This is a genomic window from Brucella intermedia LMG 3301 (assembly GCF_000182645.1).
Lineage (GTDB): Bacteria > Pseudomonadota > Alphaproteobacteria > Rhizobiales > Rhizobiaceae > Brucella > Brucella intermedia.
In genome coordinates this window covers 1,334,382-1,354,291 of record NZ_ACQA01000002.1, presented here as the reverse complement: position 1 = coordinate 1,354,291, position 19,910 = coordinate 1,334,382, and the positions used below count along the sequence as shown (strand labels likewise).

The window sequence follows — 19,910 nt, the reverse complement described above, 5'->3', positions numbered from 1 at the left end:
CGCGCATGGGCTGTCTGACGTAATTTGTTACGTTATTAACGTGGATCGTTGGCGAATGGCCTGACTATTGCGGTCGAGAACGGGTGAAGAATGAGTTTGGAGCGCGATTTTAGTCTGATACCGCCCTTCGAGATATGCGCTCCGGCGGAACAGCGCATTCCGTTCGTCTTTAATTCCCCGCATAGCGGACGCTATTACCCGCATTCCTTCATCGAAGCGTCGCGTCTGGATGCCTTGAGCATTCGCCATTCGGAAGACTGTTACGTCGATGACTTGTTTGCTTCGGCGGTGCGGCTCGGGGCGCCCCTGCTCAAGGCGCATTTCCCGCGGGCTTTTCTGGATGTGAATCGTGAAGCCTACGAGCTCGATCCGCGCATGTTCGCCGAGCCGCTGCCGCCTTTCGTGAACAGCCAGTCGGCGCGCGTCGCTGGTGGGCTTGGCACGGTGCCCCGTCTGGTCGGCGAGGGCCAGTTGATTTATCCGGGCCGAATTTCCCTCGCGGAAGCATTTTACCGCATTGAAGATCTCTACAAGCCTTATCATCAGACGCTTGATGCTTTGCTTCAATCCACGCGCCAGCGTTTTGGCTATGCGGTGCTGATAGACTGCCACTCCATGCCGGGCGGCACACGTCCCGGTGAAGTCGGGTCACGGCCGGATTTTATCGTCGGCGACCGTTTCGGCCGTTCTTGCAGCGAAAGGCTGACGCAGGCTGCCATCGATCTCCTCCAGGACCTGGGTTACACGGTTGCGCACAACAAGCCCTATGCAGGTGGCTTTATCACCGAGCATTATGGACGACCAGCTACCGCTTGCCATGCTCTCCAGATCGAGATCAACAGAAGCCTCTATGTGAATGAACAGAGCCTGCATAAGCTTGCCGGTTTTGAAACGCTCTGCGCCGATCTCTATGGATTTCTGAGCGACCTGACATCCCTGCCGGATGATCTCTTTGTCGCGCCTCCTCTGGCGGCGGAATAAGCCGTTCCTTTAAGCTCCTCTCGCAGATAAAAAGAACCGCGCCCGAACGATACGAGCGCGGCCAAAGACTAGGGAGGAAATGCCCCGAAAGGCATAGACAGGAAAACCTGTCAGGAATTTAAGTTACGTCTGAATGGCGCTAACGTCAAGAAAACAAGCATATTTTTTGAGCTGATTTTGTCATGCTCATTATATAGGCAAAATTAGCAAGGTTTGCACAAGCGCGCGCCATGCATTGGAAACAGGAGTTCGAGGTTGCTGATCGACAAGGCATTTTTTTCCGAAGTGGCTGCTGCTGCGGCTGCTGAAACGCTTCCGCGTTTTCGTCAGCTGACGGAAATAGACAACAAATATAGCGTTGGTTTCGATCCGGTGACCGAAGCAGACCGCGCGGCGGAGCGTGCGATTCGGGCGGTGATTGGCGAGGCTTTTCCCGACCATGGCATTCTGGGTGAGGAATACGGACCAGAGAATATCGACCGCAGCCATGTCTGGGTTATCGATCCCATCGATGGAACCCGCGCCTTCATTTCCGGCCTGCCGGTGTGGGGCACGCTTCTGGGCCTCACCGTCGACGGCGATGCCAGGGCGGGAATGATGTCGCAGCCGTTTACCGGCGAACTTTTCTACAGCGACGGCAATGGGGCCTATCTCGCCCGCCACAGCGGTGAAGATGTGCCGCGCCGTTTGTCGGTGCGCAAGAACGCCGCCCTGGCCGATGCGACGATGTTCACGACGACGCCTGCTCTCTTCAAGGGAGACAACCGCAGAGGTTTCGACCGGCTGGAAAATGCTGTCCGTCTGTCGCGTTACGGGGTCGATTGTTATGCCTTCGCCATGCTGGCAAGCGGCTTTGCCGATATTGTGGTCGAGGCCGGTTTGCAGCCCTATGACATCGTTGCCCTCATCCCGCTGATTGAACAGGCGGGCGGTGTGGTGACGCAACGCGATGGTGGCCCGGCGGAAAAGGGCGGTGACATTGTCGCCGCCGCTTCTCCCGAACTGCACAGGGCAGCGCTCGATCTGCTCAACAGCTAGCTAAATACCGGAGGCTACGGGTTCAATGGTCTCCGGCATGGTCTCGACTTCCGACGATCCGGGAATGAAGGCATCGAAGGCAGCCCAGAGCTGCTCCCGATAAAAATCGGCTTCCTGCAGCATTTCATGACGTGCGCCGGCAATCGTCGTCAGTGAGACATTGCGCGTTCGCGCCACAAAACGTTCGATCACCGGCGTGGAAACCACACGATCCGCGCCGGCGGCGACGATAAGAACCGGCACCGTTGGTCCTTCGTAGAAATCCGGCTGGTTGATCCGCCGCGATGTTTCGAGCGCGCTCCAGAGCCAGCGGGCTGTGGGACCGCCAAGCGCAAGGTCGGGGTGAAGACGTGGAATTTCCATATTCCGCATGAAGCGCTCCGGGTCGCTGGTCAGCGGATTGCCTGCAAAGGGGCGGGAAGCAAGCCTGCGTCCGCCGGAGGCATAAACCCGCCCGAGGCCGAGCCATCGAAAGGCGGAGGCGATGCGGCGTACGTTGTCGTCGCTGAGTTTTTGACCATCGAGCCCCATGAAGGGCGCACAGAGCACCATGCGGCTGACACGGGATGTCAGCCTGCCCATTGAAGCGAGCGCCACGAGCGCGCCTGCGGAGTGACCGAGGACGTAGAAGGGCGGCGGACAGTCAGGCAAAGCGATCTGGCTCAAGATTAGATCGAGATCGTCGGAATAGTCATCGAAACTGCGGACATAGCCACGCTGGCGATCCTTCAGCAGTCGGGTCGAGCCGCCTTGTCCGCGCCAGTCGAAAGTCAGGACCGTGAAACCGCGAGCACTCAGGTCGGCCATGGTTTCAAAGTATTTTTCAATGAACTCGTTGCGCCCCTGCAGCAGGACCACCGTTCCCCGCATCGGCCTTGTCTCGGCTTTCAGGATGGCATAGCGCAACGTCCTGCCCCCATGTGCTTCAAGCAGTCCGGCTCTTATCCCATGCGGGACGGGGTTCGCATCGGTTTCGAAAAGCAGTTCCGACATCCGATTGCGAGCCTTTCTGTTCGGTTGGGATATGCGCTGCCAGCATAATGGAGCAATTGATGACAAAAAGTAACCGGAAGTTCGAGAGCGAACTTCCGGTTCAAAGAACAGCCGGTGCAAGGGACGTTACGCCAGCCGATCTGTTCAGAAACATGAAGAGAGATCAGTAACCGCCCGGACGACGTTCGCCGACGATGCGGCCTGAATAGGCGTCGACCATAACGATGACACGACGGCCATTTGGCCGTGTGGCGCGGACGAAATAAGTGTCGCGATTAAGGCGCATATCGCCGACATCATAGCCGCGGCGTTCCAGCGAGCGCGCGATACGGCGCGGGCTCATGATGTCGCGGCGACCGTAGTCATCGCCCCAGCCCGGGCGGCGGTCCGGGCCACCATCCCAACCGGGACGGGGACCCGGATAAGGACGCGGCGGGCGATAGCCGTCATCATCGTAATACTGAACCTGAACGCGCAGGCCGCTGTCGGCTGCGAGTGTGGGCGTCGCAAAACCGGTCGCGACGGTGGCAAGTGCGGCAAAAGCAAGAACAGCTTTTTTCATAACCGTGATCCTTTGATGAACCCGCTTTGCAGCAGGCATGGTGGGACATTAGCCCCAAGCGGCTGAACGCTCGCCAAAGATGATGTTCATTTTGGGTTCATTGTGCGGCGAATCCTCAAGAATGTAGCCCCCTATCGATCAGGAGTTATTACGCAGCGTGACAGCCCGTGTTTCATGAATCTTCGCGCGCTACTGGTCTTGAAATGAAAAAGAACCGTTCCCAAATGAGTTTTGCGGTCGCCTGGAAGGGGCCGCCGGCAACAAGGAATTCGCCATAAGGGAATTTCGCCGCCCTGCATGATCCCGGACAAGCCCCGGCGCTGTTTGGAAAAGATCATGCTGAACAAGCATCTTGTCGCTCTAAAGGAGGGCTAATACATGCGTCACGTAGATTTTTCCCCGCTTTATCGTTCCACGGTCGGTTTCGATCGCCTTTTCACCATGCTTGATACGCTCGCTTCGCCGGAAGGTAACCAGTCCTATCCGCCGTATAATATCGAGCGCACGGGTGAAAACACCTATCGCATCACCATGGCGGTTGCGGGCTTTTCCGAAAGCGAACTCGAAATCGAAGCACATCGCAACCAGTTGACCGTGAAGGGTCAGAAGGCCGACGAGAATGCTTCCGATATCGGTGAAGTTCTCTATCGCGGTATTGCTTCACGTGCTTTCGAGCGCCGTTTCCAGCTTGCCGACTTCGTGGAAGTCGCCGGTGCGAGCCTCAAGAATGGCCTCCTGCACATTGATCTCAAGCGCGAAATCCCGGAGCAGATGAAGCCGCGCAAGATCGAAGTCACCAAGGCTGGCTCGGAAAGCGCCCAGCAGATCGAGGCGAAAACCGCGCATTAAAGCATTCCCTGCAAAGTACGAAGAAGGCGGCGCTCAAAGCGCCGCCTTTTTTAGTTTCCATGCTTATTGAAAGGCGTCAGGCAATCAATTCGGCGAAGCGGTCCACGTCTTCTTCCGTATTGGCGAAGCTCGTGACGAAACGGGCGAAAATCTCGCCGTCGCTGATGCGGTTTACTTCCGAATGCGGCGGGTTCCAGTCGTAGAAAATCGCTCCGGCATTGCGCAGGCGGTCATAGACCGACTGTTTCATGATGGCGAACACCTCGTTGGCTTCCGGTTTCCAGGCAAGGCGCATCTGGCTCGACGCATTGATATGGCCGGCAAGGCGCGTTGCGAGCGCGTTTGAATGACGCGCCAGTTCCAGCCAGAGATTGTCTTGCAGATAAGCATCGAATTGGGCGGCCACGAAACGGGTCTTGGAAAAGAGCTGCGCTGCGCGCTTGCGGATGAACGGCAGGTCCCTGGCGCGTGCAGGGTCCATGAAGACCAGAGCTTCGGCGCACCAGCAACCGTTTTTCGTGCCGCCGAAGGAAACAATGTCTACACCCTGTTTCCAGGTCATTTCGGCAGGCGTCATGTCCAGGGAAACGAGTGCATTGGCAAAGCGTGCACCGTCCATGTGCAGCGGCAGGCCTGCATCGCGGCAGATCTTGGAGATGGCGGCGATATGCTCGGGCTGGTAGAGTGTGCCGACTTCGGTCGCCTGCGTGATGCTGACAGCCATGGGCTGCCCGGCGTGAACGAAGGCCGGATTGAACCGCTTCAGTTCGCGCTTGAGAAGCTCGGGGTCGATGCGGCCATGTGCGCCGTCAATCGGATGCAGACGGGCCCCGCCGGTGAAATATTCCGGCGCGCCGCATTCATCCTCGATCACATGCGCCTCGCGGTGTACCAGCGAAACACCCCCGGGCCGGTTGACGCTGGCAAGCGCCAGCGAGTTGGCGGCGGTCCCGGTTCCGACAAAGAATACGGCAACTTCACGCTCGAACAGTTCGTTGAACCGTTGCTCGACGCGCTTGTCGATTTCACTTGCGCCATAGGCTGCCGCAAAACCCGCAGCATGCAATGAAAGGCTCTCGGCGATTTTCGGATGGGCACCTGCCCAGTTGTCTGACGCAAAATGCACGTGTTCCTCCGGATGCGTTCAATCAGGCTGTCGCCAGCCCTCGTGTCTATGGCTGTCTACAGCATCGTTTGGAGAATCGGAATCACTTTTCGGAAAGCACGACGCGCCGATTTCACTGGGTTCCTGCGCTCGAGCGTATCCGTTAGCGCGCAACCTTCTGCAAAAGCGGTTGGGGCTGCTTGTGATAAAAATGCCGCCACGCTGCCTATTTTTTAGGCATCAAAGACGAAAACGGCGTGAGACCAAACTGACGCAATGGCCGCCAAACGCAATTTAAAGCCCACAAAATCACCGCTTTTGATATTTTATTACGGAAGTTGCCGAGAAAAATTGCGTTTCCATCTTGTGAGGCAATTTGAATTCTGTCATACGTAATTAGGACAGCAATGCTGTCCAATTAGAAGCTGATGCGAACGGAAGCGACGCAACGCTCTCCGAAAGTTTCAGAAAGAGGCGCCGGAACCCGCAGGCAGATCGCCTGGCGGTAACAGGCGCCCCGACCGCGACAGGAGGAATTCGAGTGCGCCGTTCCGGCGGGCTGGGTGTCGTCTGTCCAAGCCTGATGAGAATAAGGCGCTAAACATCGTTCCTCGCATCGGCTTTGCCGCTCGTCCGGAACCTCGTCCAACGCCTTGTCGATAAGGCTTCCTTTATATGCAAAGCAACGGCGGGATGGTTGTCACACCATCTCGGTATATACTGATCGCGCACCTCATGATGAGGGCCAAACGGAGGGAATGACGATGACGCATTTGACGCCATCTGTATCGACTGTGGTTTCTCACAACGTACAGAACGGAACGGTCAAAGCTGCGACGACCGCTCCCAACCGAACGACGCGAAAAACGAAAGCGGCGGGTTTGCCCGCAGCGCAAGGACTTTATGATCCGCGCAATGAACATGATGCGTGCGGCGTTGGTTTCATTGCGCATATGAAGGGCAAGAAGTCGCATCAGGTCGTGGAAAGCGGCCTCCAGATGCTGGAAAACCTCACCCATCGCGGTGCGGTCGGTGCCGATCCGCTGATGGGCGATGGCGCTGGCATTCTGGTGCAGATTCCAGATCGCTTCTTCCGCGAGGAAATGGCGCGTCAGGGCATCGATCTGCCGCAGCCGGGTCACTACGGCGTGGGCTATCTGTTCATGCCGCGCGATGCGCAACTGCGCGCCCATATTGAAGAGATCGTCAAGGAAGTAATCGCTGCCGAAGGCCAGACCTTCATCGGCTTCCGCGAGGTTCCGGTCGACAACTCATCGCTCTCCAAGGCGCCTGACATTGCCGCAACCGAACCTTTTCACGTTCAGGTCTTCATCGGACGCAATCCGATGCTGGAGACGGATGACGATTTCGAGCGCCGCCTGTTCGTTCTGCGCAAGGTCATTTCCAACCGCATCTATCAGGAAAACGACGGCGACGATAAGGGCTTCTATGTCGTGTCCATGTCGGCCCGCACGGTCGTCTACAAGGGCATGTTCCTGGCCTATCAGGTCGGCGCCTATTATCAGGATCTGAAGGACCCCCGTTTTGAAAGCGCGGTGGCGCTGGTGCACCAGCGCTTCTCCACCAACACTTTTCCATCCTGGCGTCTGGCGCATCCATACCGCATGGTTGCGCATAACGGCGAGATCAACACGCTGCGCGGCAACGTCAACTGGATGGCGGCGCGTCAGGCTTCGGTCGACTCGGAACTGTTCGGCAACGACATTTCCAAGCTGTGGCCGATTTCCTACGAAGGCCAGTCGGATACGGCCTGCTTCGACAATGCGCTCGAATTCCTGCATCAGGGCGGCTACAGCCTTGCCCATGCGATGATGATGCTGATCCCGGAAGCGTGGTCCGGCAACAAGCTGATGTCGGATGAGCGTCGCGCATTCTACGAATATCACGCAGCACTGATGGAGCCGTGGGACGGACCCGCCGCCGTTGCCTTCACCGATGGTCGCCAGATCGGCGCGACGCTCGACCGCAATGGCCTGCGTCCCGCACGCTATATCGTCACCGACGACGATTTCGTCATTCTGGCTTCGGAGGCAGGCGTGCTGCCGGTCGAGGAAAAGAAGGTCGTCAAGAAGTGGCGTCTCCAGCCGGGCCGTATGCTGCTCATCGATATGGAAGAAGGCCGCATCGTCTCGGATGAGGAAATCAAGTCGCAGATCGCGCAGAAGCATCCTTACAAGCAGTGGCTCGCCAATACGCAGCTCATTCTGGAAGAGCTGAACCCGGTCGAACCGCGTGCGCTGCGCAAGGATGTAAGCCTTCTCGACCGCCAGCAGAGCTTCGGCTACACGCAGGAAGACACGCGGATACTGATGGCTCCCATGGCCACGACCGGTCAGGAAGCCATCGGTTCGATGGGCACGGACACGCCTATCTCGGCCATGTCCGACAAGTCGAAGCTGCTCTACACCTATTTCAAGCAGAACTTCGCGCAGGTCACCAACCCGCCGATCGATCCGATCCGCGAAGAACTGGTGATGAGCCTGGTCTCCTTCATCGGCCCGCGCCCCAACATCTTCGACCTTGTCGGCACGTCGCGCCGCAAGCGTCTGGAAGTGCGCCAGCCGATCCTGACCAATGGCGATCTGGAAAAAATCCGCTCCATCGGCCACACGGAAGACCGTTTCGACACCAAGACGCTCGACATCACCTATAATGTCGGCGAAGGTGCTGCGGGCATGCATGGCGCAATCGAACGCCTTTGCGACCGCGCGGAAGCAGCCGTCCACGGCGGCTATAACATCGTCATCCTGTCGGATCGTCAGGTCGGGCCGGACCGCATTCCGATCCCCGCCCTTCTGGCAACGGCAGCCGTGCACCATCACCTGATCCGCAAGGGCCTGCGTACCTCGGTCGGCCTTGTGGTTGAATCGGGCGAGCCGCGCGAAATCCATCATTTCTGCTGTCTTGCCGGTTATGGCGCGGAGGCGATCAATCCTTATCTCGCCTTCGACACGCTGCTGGACATGCACCGCCGTCGCGAGTTTCCGCCGGAGGTGGACGAAGATGAAGTGGTCAAGCGCTACATCAAGTCCATCGGCAAGGGCATGCTCAAGGTCATGTCCAAGATGGGCATCTCGACCTACCAGTCCTATTGCGGCGCGCAGATTTTCGATGCGGTGGGCTTGCAGTCGAGCTTTGTCGATAAATTCTTCTTCGGCACGGCAACGAGCATCGAAGGCGTCGGCCTCGATGAAATCGCGGAAGAAACCGTACGCCGCCACCGCGACGCCTTCGGCAATGATCCGGTTCTGCTGACCGCGCTGGAAGTGGGCGGTGAATATGCATACCGCATGCGCGGCGAAGCGCATTTGTGGTCGCCGGATGCGGTGGCAAGGTTACAGCATGCGGTGCGTACCTCCAATCCGGAGACCTTCACCGAATATACCTCCATGCTTGACTCCAAGTCGGCGCAGGCGAAGACCATTCGCGGCCTGTTCAATATCCGCTTCGCCGAAGAACGCGGTCTGAAGCCGGTTTCCATCGATGAGGTTGAACCGGCGGCGGAAATCGTCAAGCGCTTCTCCACCGGCGCGATGTCGTTCGGTTCCATCTCGCGGGAAGCGCATACCACACTTGCCCGAGCGATGAATGCCATTGGCGGCAAGTCGAACACGGGTGAGGGCGGTGAGGAGCCGGATCGTTTCTATCCGCTGCCTGACGGCACGCCGAACCCCGAACGCTCCGCAATCAAGCAGGTGGCATCGGGCCGTTTCGGTGTGACCACGGAATATCTGGTCAATTCCGACCTGATCCAGATCAAGGTCGCACAGGGCGCCAAGCCCGGTGAGGGCGGTCAGTTGCCGGGTCACAAGGTCGACGCGACCATTGCCAAGACCCGACATTCGACGCCGGGTGTCGGCCTCATTTCGCCGCCGCCGCACCACGACATCTACTCCATCGAAGATCTGGCGCAGCTGATCTACGACCTGAAGAACGTCAATCCGGCTGCTGATATTTCGGTCAAGCTGGTGTCGGAAGTAGGCGTCGGAACTGTTGCCGCGGGCGTCGCCAAGGCGCGCGCCGACCATATCACCGTGTCGGGATATGATGGCGGCACGGGTGCCTCGCCGCTCACTTCGCTCAAACATGCTGGTTCCCCTTGGGAAATCGGCCTTGCCGAAACCCACCAGACGCTGGTGCTGAACGGGCTTCGCTCCCGCGTGGCATTGCAGGTGGATGGCGGCTTGCGTACCGGTCGCGACGTCATCATCGGCGCGCTGCTCGGTGCCGACGAGTTCGGTTTCTCGACCGCACCGCTGATTGCGGCTGGCTGCATCATGATGCGCAAGTGCCATCTGAACACCTGTCCGGTGGGCGTGGCCACGCAGGATCCGGTTCTGCGCAAGCGCTTCAAGGGTACGCCGGAACATGTCATCAACTTCTTCTTCTATCTGGCGGAAGAGGTGCGGGCGCTTTTGGCCGAAATGGGCTTCACCAGGCTGGAACAGATTATCGGCGAAACGGAGCTGCTCGAAAAGCAGGCCATGATCGATCATTGGAAAGCCAAGGGGCTGGATTTCAGCCGCATCTTCTACAAGCCTGAGGCCGAAAAGCACGAGATCTACTGGACCGAGCGTCAGCATCATCCGATTGAAGATGTTCTCGATCGTAAGCTGATTGCCGAGGCCATGCCAGCGTTGGAAGACCGCCAGCCGGTGAAGATCGACGTGGAGATCAAGAATGTTGACCGTTCTGCCGGTGCTATGCTTTCCGGCGAGGTGGCAAAACGCTTCCGCCACAAGGGTCTGCCGGAAGACACCATCGCCGTTACGCTTCGCGGTACGGCTGGCCAGTCCTTCGGCGCGTTTTTGGCGCGCGGCATCTCGTTCGAGCTGATCGGCGACGGCAATGATTATGTCGGCAAGGGTCTTTCGGGCGGTCGCATCGTCATCCGTCCGCCGGAAGACACGCGTATCGTTGCCGAAGATTCCATCATCGTCGGCAATACGGTGCTCTATGGTGCGCTTGAAGGTGAGTGCTATTTCCGTGGCGTGGCAGGCGAGCGTTTTGCCGTGCGAAACTCTGGCGCGGTGACGGTTGTCGAAGGTGTGGGCGACCATGGCTGCGAGTATATGACCGGCGGCGTTGTCGTGGTCATCGGGCAGACCGGCCGCAACTTCGCGGCGGGCATGTCAGGCGGTGTCGCCTATGTGCTCGACGAGGAAGGCGATTTCGCCCAGCGTTGCAACATGGCGATGGTTGAACTCGAGCCTGTGCCGGAAGAGGACGACATCCTCGAAAAGCTGCATCACCATGGTGGCGACCTCATGCATAAGGGCCGTGTGGACGTTTCCGCCAACATGACCCATCATGACGAGGAACGTCTCGTGCAGCTGATCGCCAATCACCTGCATTACACCGGCTCGACGCGGGCGAAGGACATTCTCGACAATTGGGAGAGCTATCGCCCGAAATTCGTGAAGGTCATGCCGGTTGAATACCGCCGCGCTCTGGAAGAGATGGAGCGTATGCGGATCGGTGTCGCGGCTGAGTAAGTGCTATCGTCAAAACGCAGTGCTTGTGCGCCTGGGATGGCGCACGGCACCGCGAGCCTCGCACAGCGAGAGGAGAATAATATGGGTAAGGTAACTGGTTTTCTTGAAATCGACCGGCAGGTGGCAAAGTACCAGCCAGCGTCGGATCGTATCCGTCACTTCCGCGAGTTCACCATTCCAATGACGGATGGTGAAGTGCAGAAGCAGGCGGCACGCTGCATGGATTGCGGCATTCCGTTCTGCCATGGGCCGACGGGCTGCCCGGTGCACAACCAGATCCCGGATTGGAACGATCTCGTCTATAACAACAACTGGGATCAGGCGATCCGCAACCTGCATTTGACCAATAATTTCCCGGAATTCACGGGTCGCGTCTGTCCTGCGCCCTGCGAGGAAGCCTGCACGCTGAACCTTGAAGATACGCCGGTTGCGATCAAGACGGTCGAACAGGCGCTCGGCGACAAGGCATATGAGTTGGGCTATATCGTGCCGCAGCCCGCCGCCAACAAGACCGGCAAGTCGGTCGCCATCATCGGTTCCGGCCCGGCGGGTCTCGCGGCCGCGCAGCAGCTGGCCCGCGCCGGTCACATGGTCGACGTCTATGAGCGCGAAAGCCGTCCCGGTGGCCTGCTGCGCTACGGCATTCCCGATTTCAAGATGGAAAAGCACCTGATCGACCGCCGCATCGCACAGATGGAAGGCGAGGGCGTCCGCTTCCTGTGCGGCGTGAATATCGGCGTGGATAAGCCGCTGCGCGGCCTCCTCGATACCTATGATGCCGTGCTTTATTCGGGTGGATCGGAAACGCCGCGTCCGGCGGGCATTCCGGGGGCTGATCTGGAAGGCGTGCATGATGCCATGCCTTATCTGGTGCAGCAGAACCGCCGGGTGGGCCGCGAAAATATCGAATCCGTCGCCTGGGCTTCGGCTCCAATTCTGGCTGGCGGCAAGCACGTCGTAGTGGTCGGCGGCGGCGATACGGCTTCGGATTGCGTGGGCACCGCGTTTCGTCAGGGCGCGGTCAACGTCACCCAGCTCGACATTCGCCCGCAACCGCCGGAAAAGGAAGACAAGCTCAGCGTCTGGCCCTATTGGGCGACCAAGATGCGCACGTCCTCCAGCCAGGCGGAAGGCGCATCGCGCGAGTTTCAGGTGGCGACCTTGGAATTCATCGGCGAAGACGGTCGTCTTACCCATGTGAAGTGCTGTCAGGTCGATGAAAAGCGCAAACCCATTGCCGGCTCTGAGTTCTTCATCAAGGCCGACCTCGCCTTCATCGCTATCGGCTTTGCCGGCCCGGCAGAAAACAGCGTGGTCAAGGAACTGGGCGACAAGCTCGAAATTGCCACCGACCGCCGTGGTTCAAAGTCGGTCAAGGCCAATGAGCGGGATTACCGCACCAATGTCGACAAGCTCTATGCGGCGGGCGATGTGCGCCGTGGCCAGTCGCTCGTCGTCTGGGCCATCCGCGAAGGCCGTCAGGCAGCGCACGCCATCGATGCCGATCTGATGGGGAGTTCGGTCTTACCGCGTTAAAGCTGCGATATTCCGCCTCTGGCGGCCTGCAAATGGCGTTGTTTTGCGCTTCCGGTGCTCATGTACCTTTAAGTACACTCCGCTCCGGTTCTCAAACTCCACCATTTTCGGCTCGCCAGCGCCGCAATCTCATCAGCTTTAAAGAGCGCACTGAAAATAAAAAACCCGGGGTCTCCTCCGGGCTTTTTCGTATCTTGGAGCATTTCCAGCAAAAGTGTGAAACGTCTACGCGGGGAAATCAGTTCATTGGACCGATTTCTTATCCCGCTTCGATGCGTTGGATAATGCGATAAAACAAATAGTTAGAGCGGTTCCGGCGATTCTGTTAGAACAGGAACCGCTCTAGCCGGTCAGCTTTGGCTGCGCCGTGACTTCATCACCAGATAAGCGACGGCGAGAAGCACGAACCACACTGGCGTGATTTTCAGTGCTGCCGCAGTATCCGGCTTTTGTGCCAATGCCCAGAGAATGAAGGCGAAGAAGGCAAAAACCATCACAACGGCTGCGCGTCCACCGGGCATCTTGAATGTAGACTTTTCATGCAGGTCCGGGCGCTTGCGGCGATATTGAAGATAAGACGCCAGAATGACCGACCAGATGAAGATGAAGAGCAACGCCGAAATCGTCGTGACGATGGTGAAGGCTTCAATGATGCTCTGGCCAGCATAAAGCAGCACCACGCCTGCGAGCAGGAAAATGCACGAGAAGAACAGAGCGTTGACCGGTACTTTTCGCTTGTTCAGCTTGCCGAACGCCTTTGGCGCGAGTTTGGACGTGGCGAGACCGTAGATCATGCGCGACGTCGAATAGATGCCGGAATTCGCGCTCGACGTTGCCGAGGTCAGCACGACGAAATTCACGACATGGGCGGCGATGCCGAGACCAGCGAGCGAGAACATGGCGACGAACGGGCTTGAACTCGGGTCAACCTGATCCCCAGGGAATGACGGTGATGATGACGAAGAGCGCGCCGAGATAGAACAGCACCACGCGGATCGGAATGGAGTTGATCGCCTTGGGCAGATTGCGCACGGGGTCCTTGGTTTCCGCAGCGGCGGTGCCGACCAGTTCGATGCCGACGAAAGCAAAGACCGCGATCTGGAAACCGGCGACAAAGCCTAGGAAACCATTGGGGAAGAACCCGCCATGGTTCCAAAGATGCGCGACCGATGCTTGGCTGCCGTTCGGCAGGGTGAAGCCGGTCGAGAGCATGTAGACGCCGGCAATAATCAGGCCGACAATGGCAACGATCTTGATGAGAGCGAACCAGAATTCGATTTCACCGAAATTGCGCACCGTTGGCAGGTTGAGCGCCAGAAGCGTAAAAATCAGGCCGAGGGCCGGTATCCAGAGCGCCAGTTCCGGGAACCAGAACGAGACATAGCCCGAAACGGCGACAACATCGGCCACGCCGGTCACAATCCAGCAAAGCCAATAGGTCCAGCCGGTGAAGAACTGCGCCCAAGGCCCCAGATAATCGCCAGCGAAATCCGCGAAGGAGCGATATTCGAGATTGGACAGCAGGATTTCGCCCAGTGCGCGCATGACGAAGAACAGCATGAAGCCGATCACCGCGTAGACGAGCAGGATCGAAGGGCCTGCCAGCGAAATGGTCTTGCCCGAGCCCATGAAAAGGCCGGTGCCGATGGCCCCGCCAATGGCAATCAGCTGAAGGTGCCTGTTGGACAGATTGCGTGCAAGATGGGGTTCCTCCTCCCGATGTGGATCGACAGAAGGCTTTGATGCAATATTCATTCAAACGCCTCTTGTTTTCTGATGGACGCCAAGAACAATTCCCCGCTCATGCGAGTGATTGCGCCCTCCCTTGAGCCTTTTCAGGCCGACGGTGCCTCCTGATAGACGATGCAGACGCTTCTGGAAACAGCGCGGAATGTAGCAATTAGAATCATATTGGGTAGAGGAAGCCGCTGGCTATCAGTTAGGTGATAGTTCAATCATACTGATATGGGTGCAGAAATTAGGGATTTGCGCTCTTCTGCGGCCAGGAAAAATCATCTGCCCGACCGGGGGACGGCTTGCCGTCATTTCGGGGGAGGCGTGCGGCTTGCGGGCGCGCTGCGAGGCTGCCGCCCAGCAGGACTCCGCTTTCATCCTTGTCGATATCGCGAATGCTGACCGGCGCTACGCGATCAACCGGTTTAGACGGATCGTGGGCGCCCGCCGCGGGCAGGGTCTGATCCTCTTCCTTCGCCCCGCCGAGATAGGCGCGAAGCGGTTTTTCGGCATAGAAAGCAAGCTTGCGCTTGCCTGCCGAAGTGATGTTGATGCCGTCATTGCCGCGCAGGCGTGCGGTCTGGCCGTTGATATCGAAGCCAGTCTGGGTAAAATTGCCTTCTTCATCGACAAAACCATCCCAGACATCGGCGAATTTGCCTCCCGCCTTCTCGGTGGCGGTGCGGTGGATTTCGTTGAGCGCCAGCATGTCCTGCGACATGCCCTTCGGGCGGAAAGGCGGCTGGCCGATCCAGGCGAACGGGACGTGCCGGTCACCGATCGCCTTGATGAAAGCCGCGACGCGCTTCTGGTATTCTTCATTCCATTCCGGTGACCGGGGCGGCAGGCTCACGCCCTTCTCTGTCATTGCCTGCCTGTCATTGGAGCCGATCATCACGACAAGGGCAGCAGGCTTCTCCTCATCCAGTATCTTGCCGATATTGTCTGGCCAGTCGAAATGGTCATTGCGGACAAAGCCGGAAGAGCCGTTTATGCGCGATACGACCTTGAGATCGGGGTCAGAAGCGAAGGCAAGGTCGAGCCCTTCCGCAAGACCATTGCCAATGAAATCTCCGACAACCAGAATCTTCCTGGCATCCGGCTTCTTGTCCACGAATTCGACAGCGGGGCTCGCCACTGGCGGCGGTGTCGGGCGTGATGCGGGCGACGCCGCCTTGGGTCGTTTCGGCTTAGGCCGTGCACGCTGGGGAGCGGGCTGCTGATATTGCCGCTGCGGTTGCGCTTGCCGGGGGCCGAACAACAGATCGAAAAGCGTGCGCGGGCGCTCCTGCGCAGAGGCCGTGGCGACGGCTGAAAACAGCAGCGCTGCCAGTGCGAGCACCATGCCAGCAGCTTTCATCAGCTTCCGCAACTTTCGATTTTCGTGCATTCGTCTCGCCTTCATGCCTGTATATTAGCTCGACGATGTTGAAAAACAAAATGGGCGCACTTCTGTTGAAGCGCGCCCATTTGATCAATTCGCCAGTTTAACGGCGGCGCAGGACCGACAGAACTTCCTTGCTCGGATGGCCATCCGGCTGAAGTCCATTCCGCTGCTGGAAGGCTTCGATGGCGGCCCGGGAGGTGGAGCCGATCTTGCCGTCGATATTGCCGTCATAATAACCGAGCGCCTTCAGATGGGTCTGCAATTCCAGCCGCTCATTCATGGAAATGGGCGTGAACGGGCGGTTCCAGTCCTGCCGAAGCCCCTGATAGCCGCCGATACGGTCCGCGAGCAGGCCCACGGCCAGCGCATATTTGTCGGCGTTGTTATAGCGCTTCAACACGAAGAAGTTCTTCGTCATTAGGAAGGCTGGCCCCTGACGGCCATCGGGTACTTTCAGTGTCGCCTTTTCATTCGGATCGGGGAACGGGCGTCCGTTGGCCCGGACAATGCCGATCTGCTGCCACTCGGCAATCGAGAGCGAGCCGTTGGGGAACTTGCGTCCCTGCGGCAGGGCGACTTCGTAGCCCCAGGTGCGGCCGGGCTGCCAGCCATTGCGATGCAGCAGGTTCGCAGCCGTACCAAGCGCATCGGGAACCGAGTTCCAGATGTCACGCTTGCCATTTCCGTCCACGTCGACGGCATAAGCCTGATAGCTGGTCGGGATGAATTGCGTGTGGCCGAGCGCACCGGCCCACGAGCCGGAAAGATGGCCGCGGTCGATATCCCCGGTCTGGAGAATCTTCATTGCGGCAATGAGCTGCGTGCGGCCGTACTTGGCGCGGCGCTGGTCCGCATAGGCAAGCGTTGCCAGCGAACGCACTGCATCCCGCATGACGTCGTCGCGCTTGAGGATTTCGCCGTAATTACTTTCCATCGACCAGATCGCAAGCAGGATATTGCGGTCAACCGAGAAACGCTGCTCGATGCGCTGGAGCCACGGACCCCATTTGCGGGCCATGCTCTGGCCAACGGAGACCGACTGCTCGTTCACGCGATTGTCGATGTAGTTCCAGACAGGCTCGGTAAATTCAGGCTGATAGCGCGCCTTCTGCAGCACCACCGGGTCCGGCGCATCCACGCCGCGAAATGCGCGGTCGAACGTGGAAGGCGAAACACCTGCCTTTATGGCGACAGGACGGAAGCTCGCGACCCATTGGCGAAATTGCGCATCAGCCAGTGCAGAACCGGTCGTAAGAGTTGAGGCGAGCGCAGCTATCGCAACCGTTGCAGCTTTCAGCTTCATTGACGGGCTCACCGTGAATGGAAATCGCAGCATTCTGTGTTTCCCTTCTGCAATCAAATTTAGCCGATACCGGCGCGTTTCCCTTCGACCTGGATTCTGCTCGCTCCGGATTGCATTAATCAATTAATACCATCCTGTGTTGAATTTGAGCCAGCGGAAAATTCCTGGTCGAACCGTTGAACGTTCAAATTAGAACCTGTCGGTTAGCAATTGGTTTACCATCGCCGCTTCAGGTAAGAATTTGCCCGAAGTTTCGAAAAATTTTTGAATCAAGCAACATTAAGGGCGGGTCATTGAATGTGATGGGATCGGTCCCGCAATTTCGTCGTTCTTTAATGAAAAGGCCTTATTTGAAATTCAGTCGTTTCAATGCTTTGATAGCAAATCTGAAATAGTGAAATCGAGGAGAGGAATGAGTTCGATCCGAAAAATTCGCAAGGCCGTGTTCCCTGTCGCAGGTCTTGGCACCCGTTTCCTGCCCGCCACCAAATCGATCCCGAAAGAAATGCTGACGGTCGTCGACAAGCCCGTCATCCAGTATGTAGTCGATGAGGCGCGCGAAGCTGGTATCGAACATCTGATTTTCGTCACCGGACGCAACAAGGCAGTTATCGAAGACTATTTCGATGCGCAGGTGGAGCTTTATTCCACGCTCGCCGAGCGCGGCAAGACGGCGGAACTGGAGCATCTCCAGGATATCCAGCCGCAGCCGGGAACGACCAGCTTCACGCGCCAGCAGGTGCCGCTCGGCCTTGGCCATGCGGTCTGGTGCGCGCGCGAACTCGTCGGTGACGAGCCGTTTGCATTGCTGTTGCCGGACATGGTCATGCAGTCCAAGAAGGGCTGCCTGAAGGAAATGGTCGAGCTTTACGAAAAGACCGGCGGCAATGTCGTTGCCGTGCAGGAATGCGATCCGGAAGAGGCGCATAAATACGGCATCGTGGGCAAGGGCGAAACCGTCGGCAGCGGTTTCGAGATCACGCAGATGGTCGAGAAGCCAGCCAAGGGCACAGCGCCATCCAACCTCTACATCAATGGCCGCTACATCCTGCAGCCGGAAATCTTCGAGCTTCTGAGCAAGCAGGAAAAAGGTGCTGGCAATGAAATCCAGCTGACCGATGCGATGCTGAAGCTTGCTGACGCCCAGAAATTCTTCGGCTTCAATTATCAGGGCCTCACCTTCGACTGCGGCTCCAAGGCCGGCTTCATCGAAGCCAATGTCGCTTTCGCCTTGTGGCGCAACGATATTCGCCCCTCGGTGGAAGGTTCCATCGGCCATCTGCTGAATACAATCAAGCCAGCCTGATTAAATCCGGTCTGGACTCTGGTGGCGCCCCCTGAAAAGGGGGCGTTTTTTTGTGATTTGAGCACTATTTCGTGAAATTTGCTTTTCCGGACGACGATAGTAGGTATTTTGCCTAGTATGCATCCCAAAAAGTGTGAAACACATTTTTGGGCGCAATGATAAACGGGCTCCTCCCCAAATAAGGAATAAAGCATGCAGGAATTCCAGCAGACGATGGGTGCGGGTGCGCTCATCTCGATAGCGGTTGGCGCTGTCCTCTTATTGCTTTTGCTCATCATCCGGTTTCGCGTTCATGCTTTCGTGGCGCTTGTGATCGTCAGTCTTTTAACGGCACTCGCGACCGGCATCCCGGCGGGCAACATCCTGACCACCATCACATCGGCCTTCGGATCTACCCTTGGCGGGGTGGCGCTTCTGGTCGGCCTTGGCGCGATGCTGGGCCGTTTGCTTGAAATATCGGGCGGAGCGCAGGCGCTCGCCGATGATCTCATCCGGCGTTTCGGCGAAGAACGCGCACCCATGGCGCTTGGCATCGCATCGCTGATTTTCGGATTTCCGATCTTTTTCGACGCGGGGCTGGTCGTGATGCTCCCGGTGGTCTTCACGGTCGGGCGGCGCCTCAAGGGAAGCCTGCTGCTTTATGGTATCCCGGTTGCCGCAGCCTTTTCGGTGATGCATGTTTTCGTGCCCCCGCATCCGGGTCCGGTCGCGGCATCCGAGCTTCTGGGCGCTGACGTGGGGCTTCTCATTCTCGTCGGGATCGTCGTCGTCATCCCGGTCTGGTTTATCGCCGGGCACCTTTTCGGTGCGTGGATCGGCAAGCGGATCAATCTTCCCATCCCCGACAATTTCGATGCCGGAAGGGACGTGGAAGAGGCGGCGAACCCTCCGAGTTCCAGCCTGGTCGTATTGCTTCTTCTTCTGCCGCTGGTCCTCATTTTCATCAATACGGGTCTCGACTTCGCCCGCGCGCAAGGCTGGGTCAGCGCCGATGCAAACTGGTATCAGCTCGCGCGAATGATTGGATCGACGCCGGTTGCTCTCCTTATTTCGGTGCTGGTGGCTTCCTACGTGCTGGGACCACGGCGCGGCACAGATGCAGCCAGCGTGGAACGCATACTCGATTCGGCGCTGGGCCCGGTCTGCTCCATCATCCTGATCACGGGAGCAGGCGGCATGTTCGGCGGCGTCCTGCGCGCTTCCGGCATTGGCGATGCCTTGTCCACCGCGTTTGCGAATACGGGATTGCCCGTCATTGTGGCGGGATTCCTGCTCGCAACGATTTTGCGTGTAGCACAAGGGTCGGCAACAGTGGCGCTGATCACTGCTGCCGGGCTTGTTCAGCCTGCCGTTCAGGCTGCCGGATATCACGGACTTGAAACCGCAGCGATGGTGATCTCCCTTGCTGCGGGTTCTGTCATGCTGTCCCACGTCAACGATTCCGGTTTCTGGCTGGTCGGACGTTTCTTCAACATGGATGTGAAGACGACGCTGAAAACATGGACGGTTCTGGAAACCCTTATCGGGCTTCTGGGATTCGGCATCGCCTGTTTGCTGTTCTGGCTCGCCTGAACGCACCACGACACGGCATCCCGGAAGG

General features: G+C 58.2%; 12 protein-coding genes and 1 pseudogene. 7 read left to right on the top strand and 6 right to left on the bottom strand.

Features of this window, described 5'->3' with window-relative positions:
• Window positions 1–90: 90 nt before the first annotated feature.
• Entirely contained in the window at window positions 91–981 is an 891-nt protein-coding gene (locus tag OINT_RS18805) for an N-formylglutamate amidohydrolase (RefSeq protein ID WP_006469494.1), read from the top strand.
• Window positions 982–1,236: 255 nt separating this feature from the next.
• A complete protein-coding gene (gene hisN, locus OINT_RS18800) occupies window positions 1,237–2,019 on the top strand; it encodes a histidinol-phosphatase (protein WP_006473195.1) in 783 nt (260 codons plus the stop codon).
• Here hisN and OINT_RS18795 read toward each other — a convergent pair whose 3' ends face one another.
• The gene (locus tag OINT_RS18795; RefSeq protein WP_006473194.1) at window positions 2,020–3,012 is read right to left on the bottom strand and encodes an alpha/beta fold hydrolase; all 993 of its coding nucleotides are present in this window, start codon (window positions 3,010–3,012) and stop codon (window positions 2,020–2,022) included. It abuts the gene before it with no gap.
• 163 nt (window positions 3,013–3,175) lie between these two features.
• A complete protein-coding gene (locus OINT_RS18790; RefSeq protein ID WP_006473193.1) occupies window positions 3,176–3,574 on the bottom strand; it encodes a hypothetical protein in 399 nt (132 codons plus the stop codon).
• 378 nt (window positions 3,575–3,952) lie between these two features.
• Between OINT_RS18790 and OINT_RS18785 the strand changes: the two genes are divergently transcribed.
• Window positions 3,953–4,423, top strand: a complete 471-nt coding sequence (locus OINT_RS18785) for an Hsp20 family protein (RefSeq protein ID WP_006469490.1) — start codon at window positions 3,953–3,955, stop codon at window positions 4,421–4,423.
• Window positions 4,424–4,499: 76 nt separating this feature from the next.
• Here the strand turns inward: OINT_RS18785 and OINT_RS18780 are convergent, their stop codons facing one another.
• Window positions 4,500–5,549, bottom strand: coding sequence for a threonine aldolase family protein (locus OINT_RS18780; RefSeq protein WP_006469488.1), 1,050 nt, complete (start codon window positions 5,547–5,549; stop codon window positions 4,500–4,502).
• A gap of 743 nt (window positions 5,550–6,292) precedes the next feature.
• Here OINT_RS18780 and gltB point away from each other — a divergent pair.
• Entirely contained in the window at window positions 6,293–11,044 is a 4,752-nt protein-coding gene (gene gltB, locus OINT_RS18775; protein ID WP_006473192.1) for a glutamate synthase large subunit, read from the top strand.
• Window positions 11,045–11,125: 81 nt separating this feature from the next.
• On the top strand, window positions 11,126–12,580 hold the full coding sequence (locus OINT_RS18770; protein WP_022570088.1) for a glutamate synthase subunit beta: 1,455 nt from the start codon (window positions 11,126–11,128) through the stop codon (window positions 12,578–12,580).
• 350 nt (window positions 12,581–12,930) lie between these two features.
• Here OINT_RS18770 and OINT_RS18765 read toward each other — a convergent pair.
• The 3 genes and pseudogenes from OINT_RS18765 to OINT_RS18755 form a co-directional block, all read right to left on the bottom strand.
• Window positions 12,931–14,209, bottom strand: a pseudogene (locus OINT_RS18765) (amino acid permease).
• A gap of 349 nt (window positions 14,210–14,558) precedes the next feature.
• Entirely contained in the window at window positions 14,559–15,704 is a 1,146-nt protein-coding gene (locus OINT_RS18760) for an SGNH/GDSL hydrolase family protein (protein WP_006473357.1), read from the bottom strand.
• 97 nt (window positions 15,705–15,801) lie between these two features.
• Window positions 15,802–17,037: a lytic murein transglycosylase gene (locus OINT_RS18755; RefSeq protein ID WP_006473356.1), complete on the bottom strand. Its 1,236-nt coding sequence runs from the start codon at window positions 17,035–17,037 to the stop codon at window positions 15,802–15,804.
• A 379-nt stretch (window positions 17,038–17,416) separates the two neighbouring features.
• Between OINT_RS18755 and galU the strand changes: the two genes are divergently transcribed.
• Window positions 17,417–18,310: a UTP--glucose-1-phosphate uridylyltransferase GalU gene (gene galU / locus OINT_RS18750; RefSeq protein ID WP_006473355.1), complete on the top strand. Its 894-nt coding sequence runs from the start codon at window positions 17,417–17,419 to the stop codon at window positions 18,308–18,310.
• Between the two features lie 192 nt (window positions 18,311–18,502).
• The gene (locus OINT_RS18745; RefSeq protein WP_006469480.1) at window positions 18,503–19,882 is read left to right on the top strand and encodes a GntP family permease; all 1,380 of its coding nucleotides are present in this window, start codon (window positions 18,503–18,505) and stop codon (window positions 19,880–19,882) included.
• The last annotated feature ends 28 nt before the right edge of the window (window positions 19,883–19,910 follow it).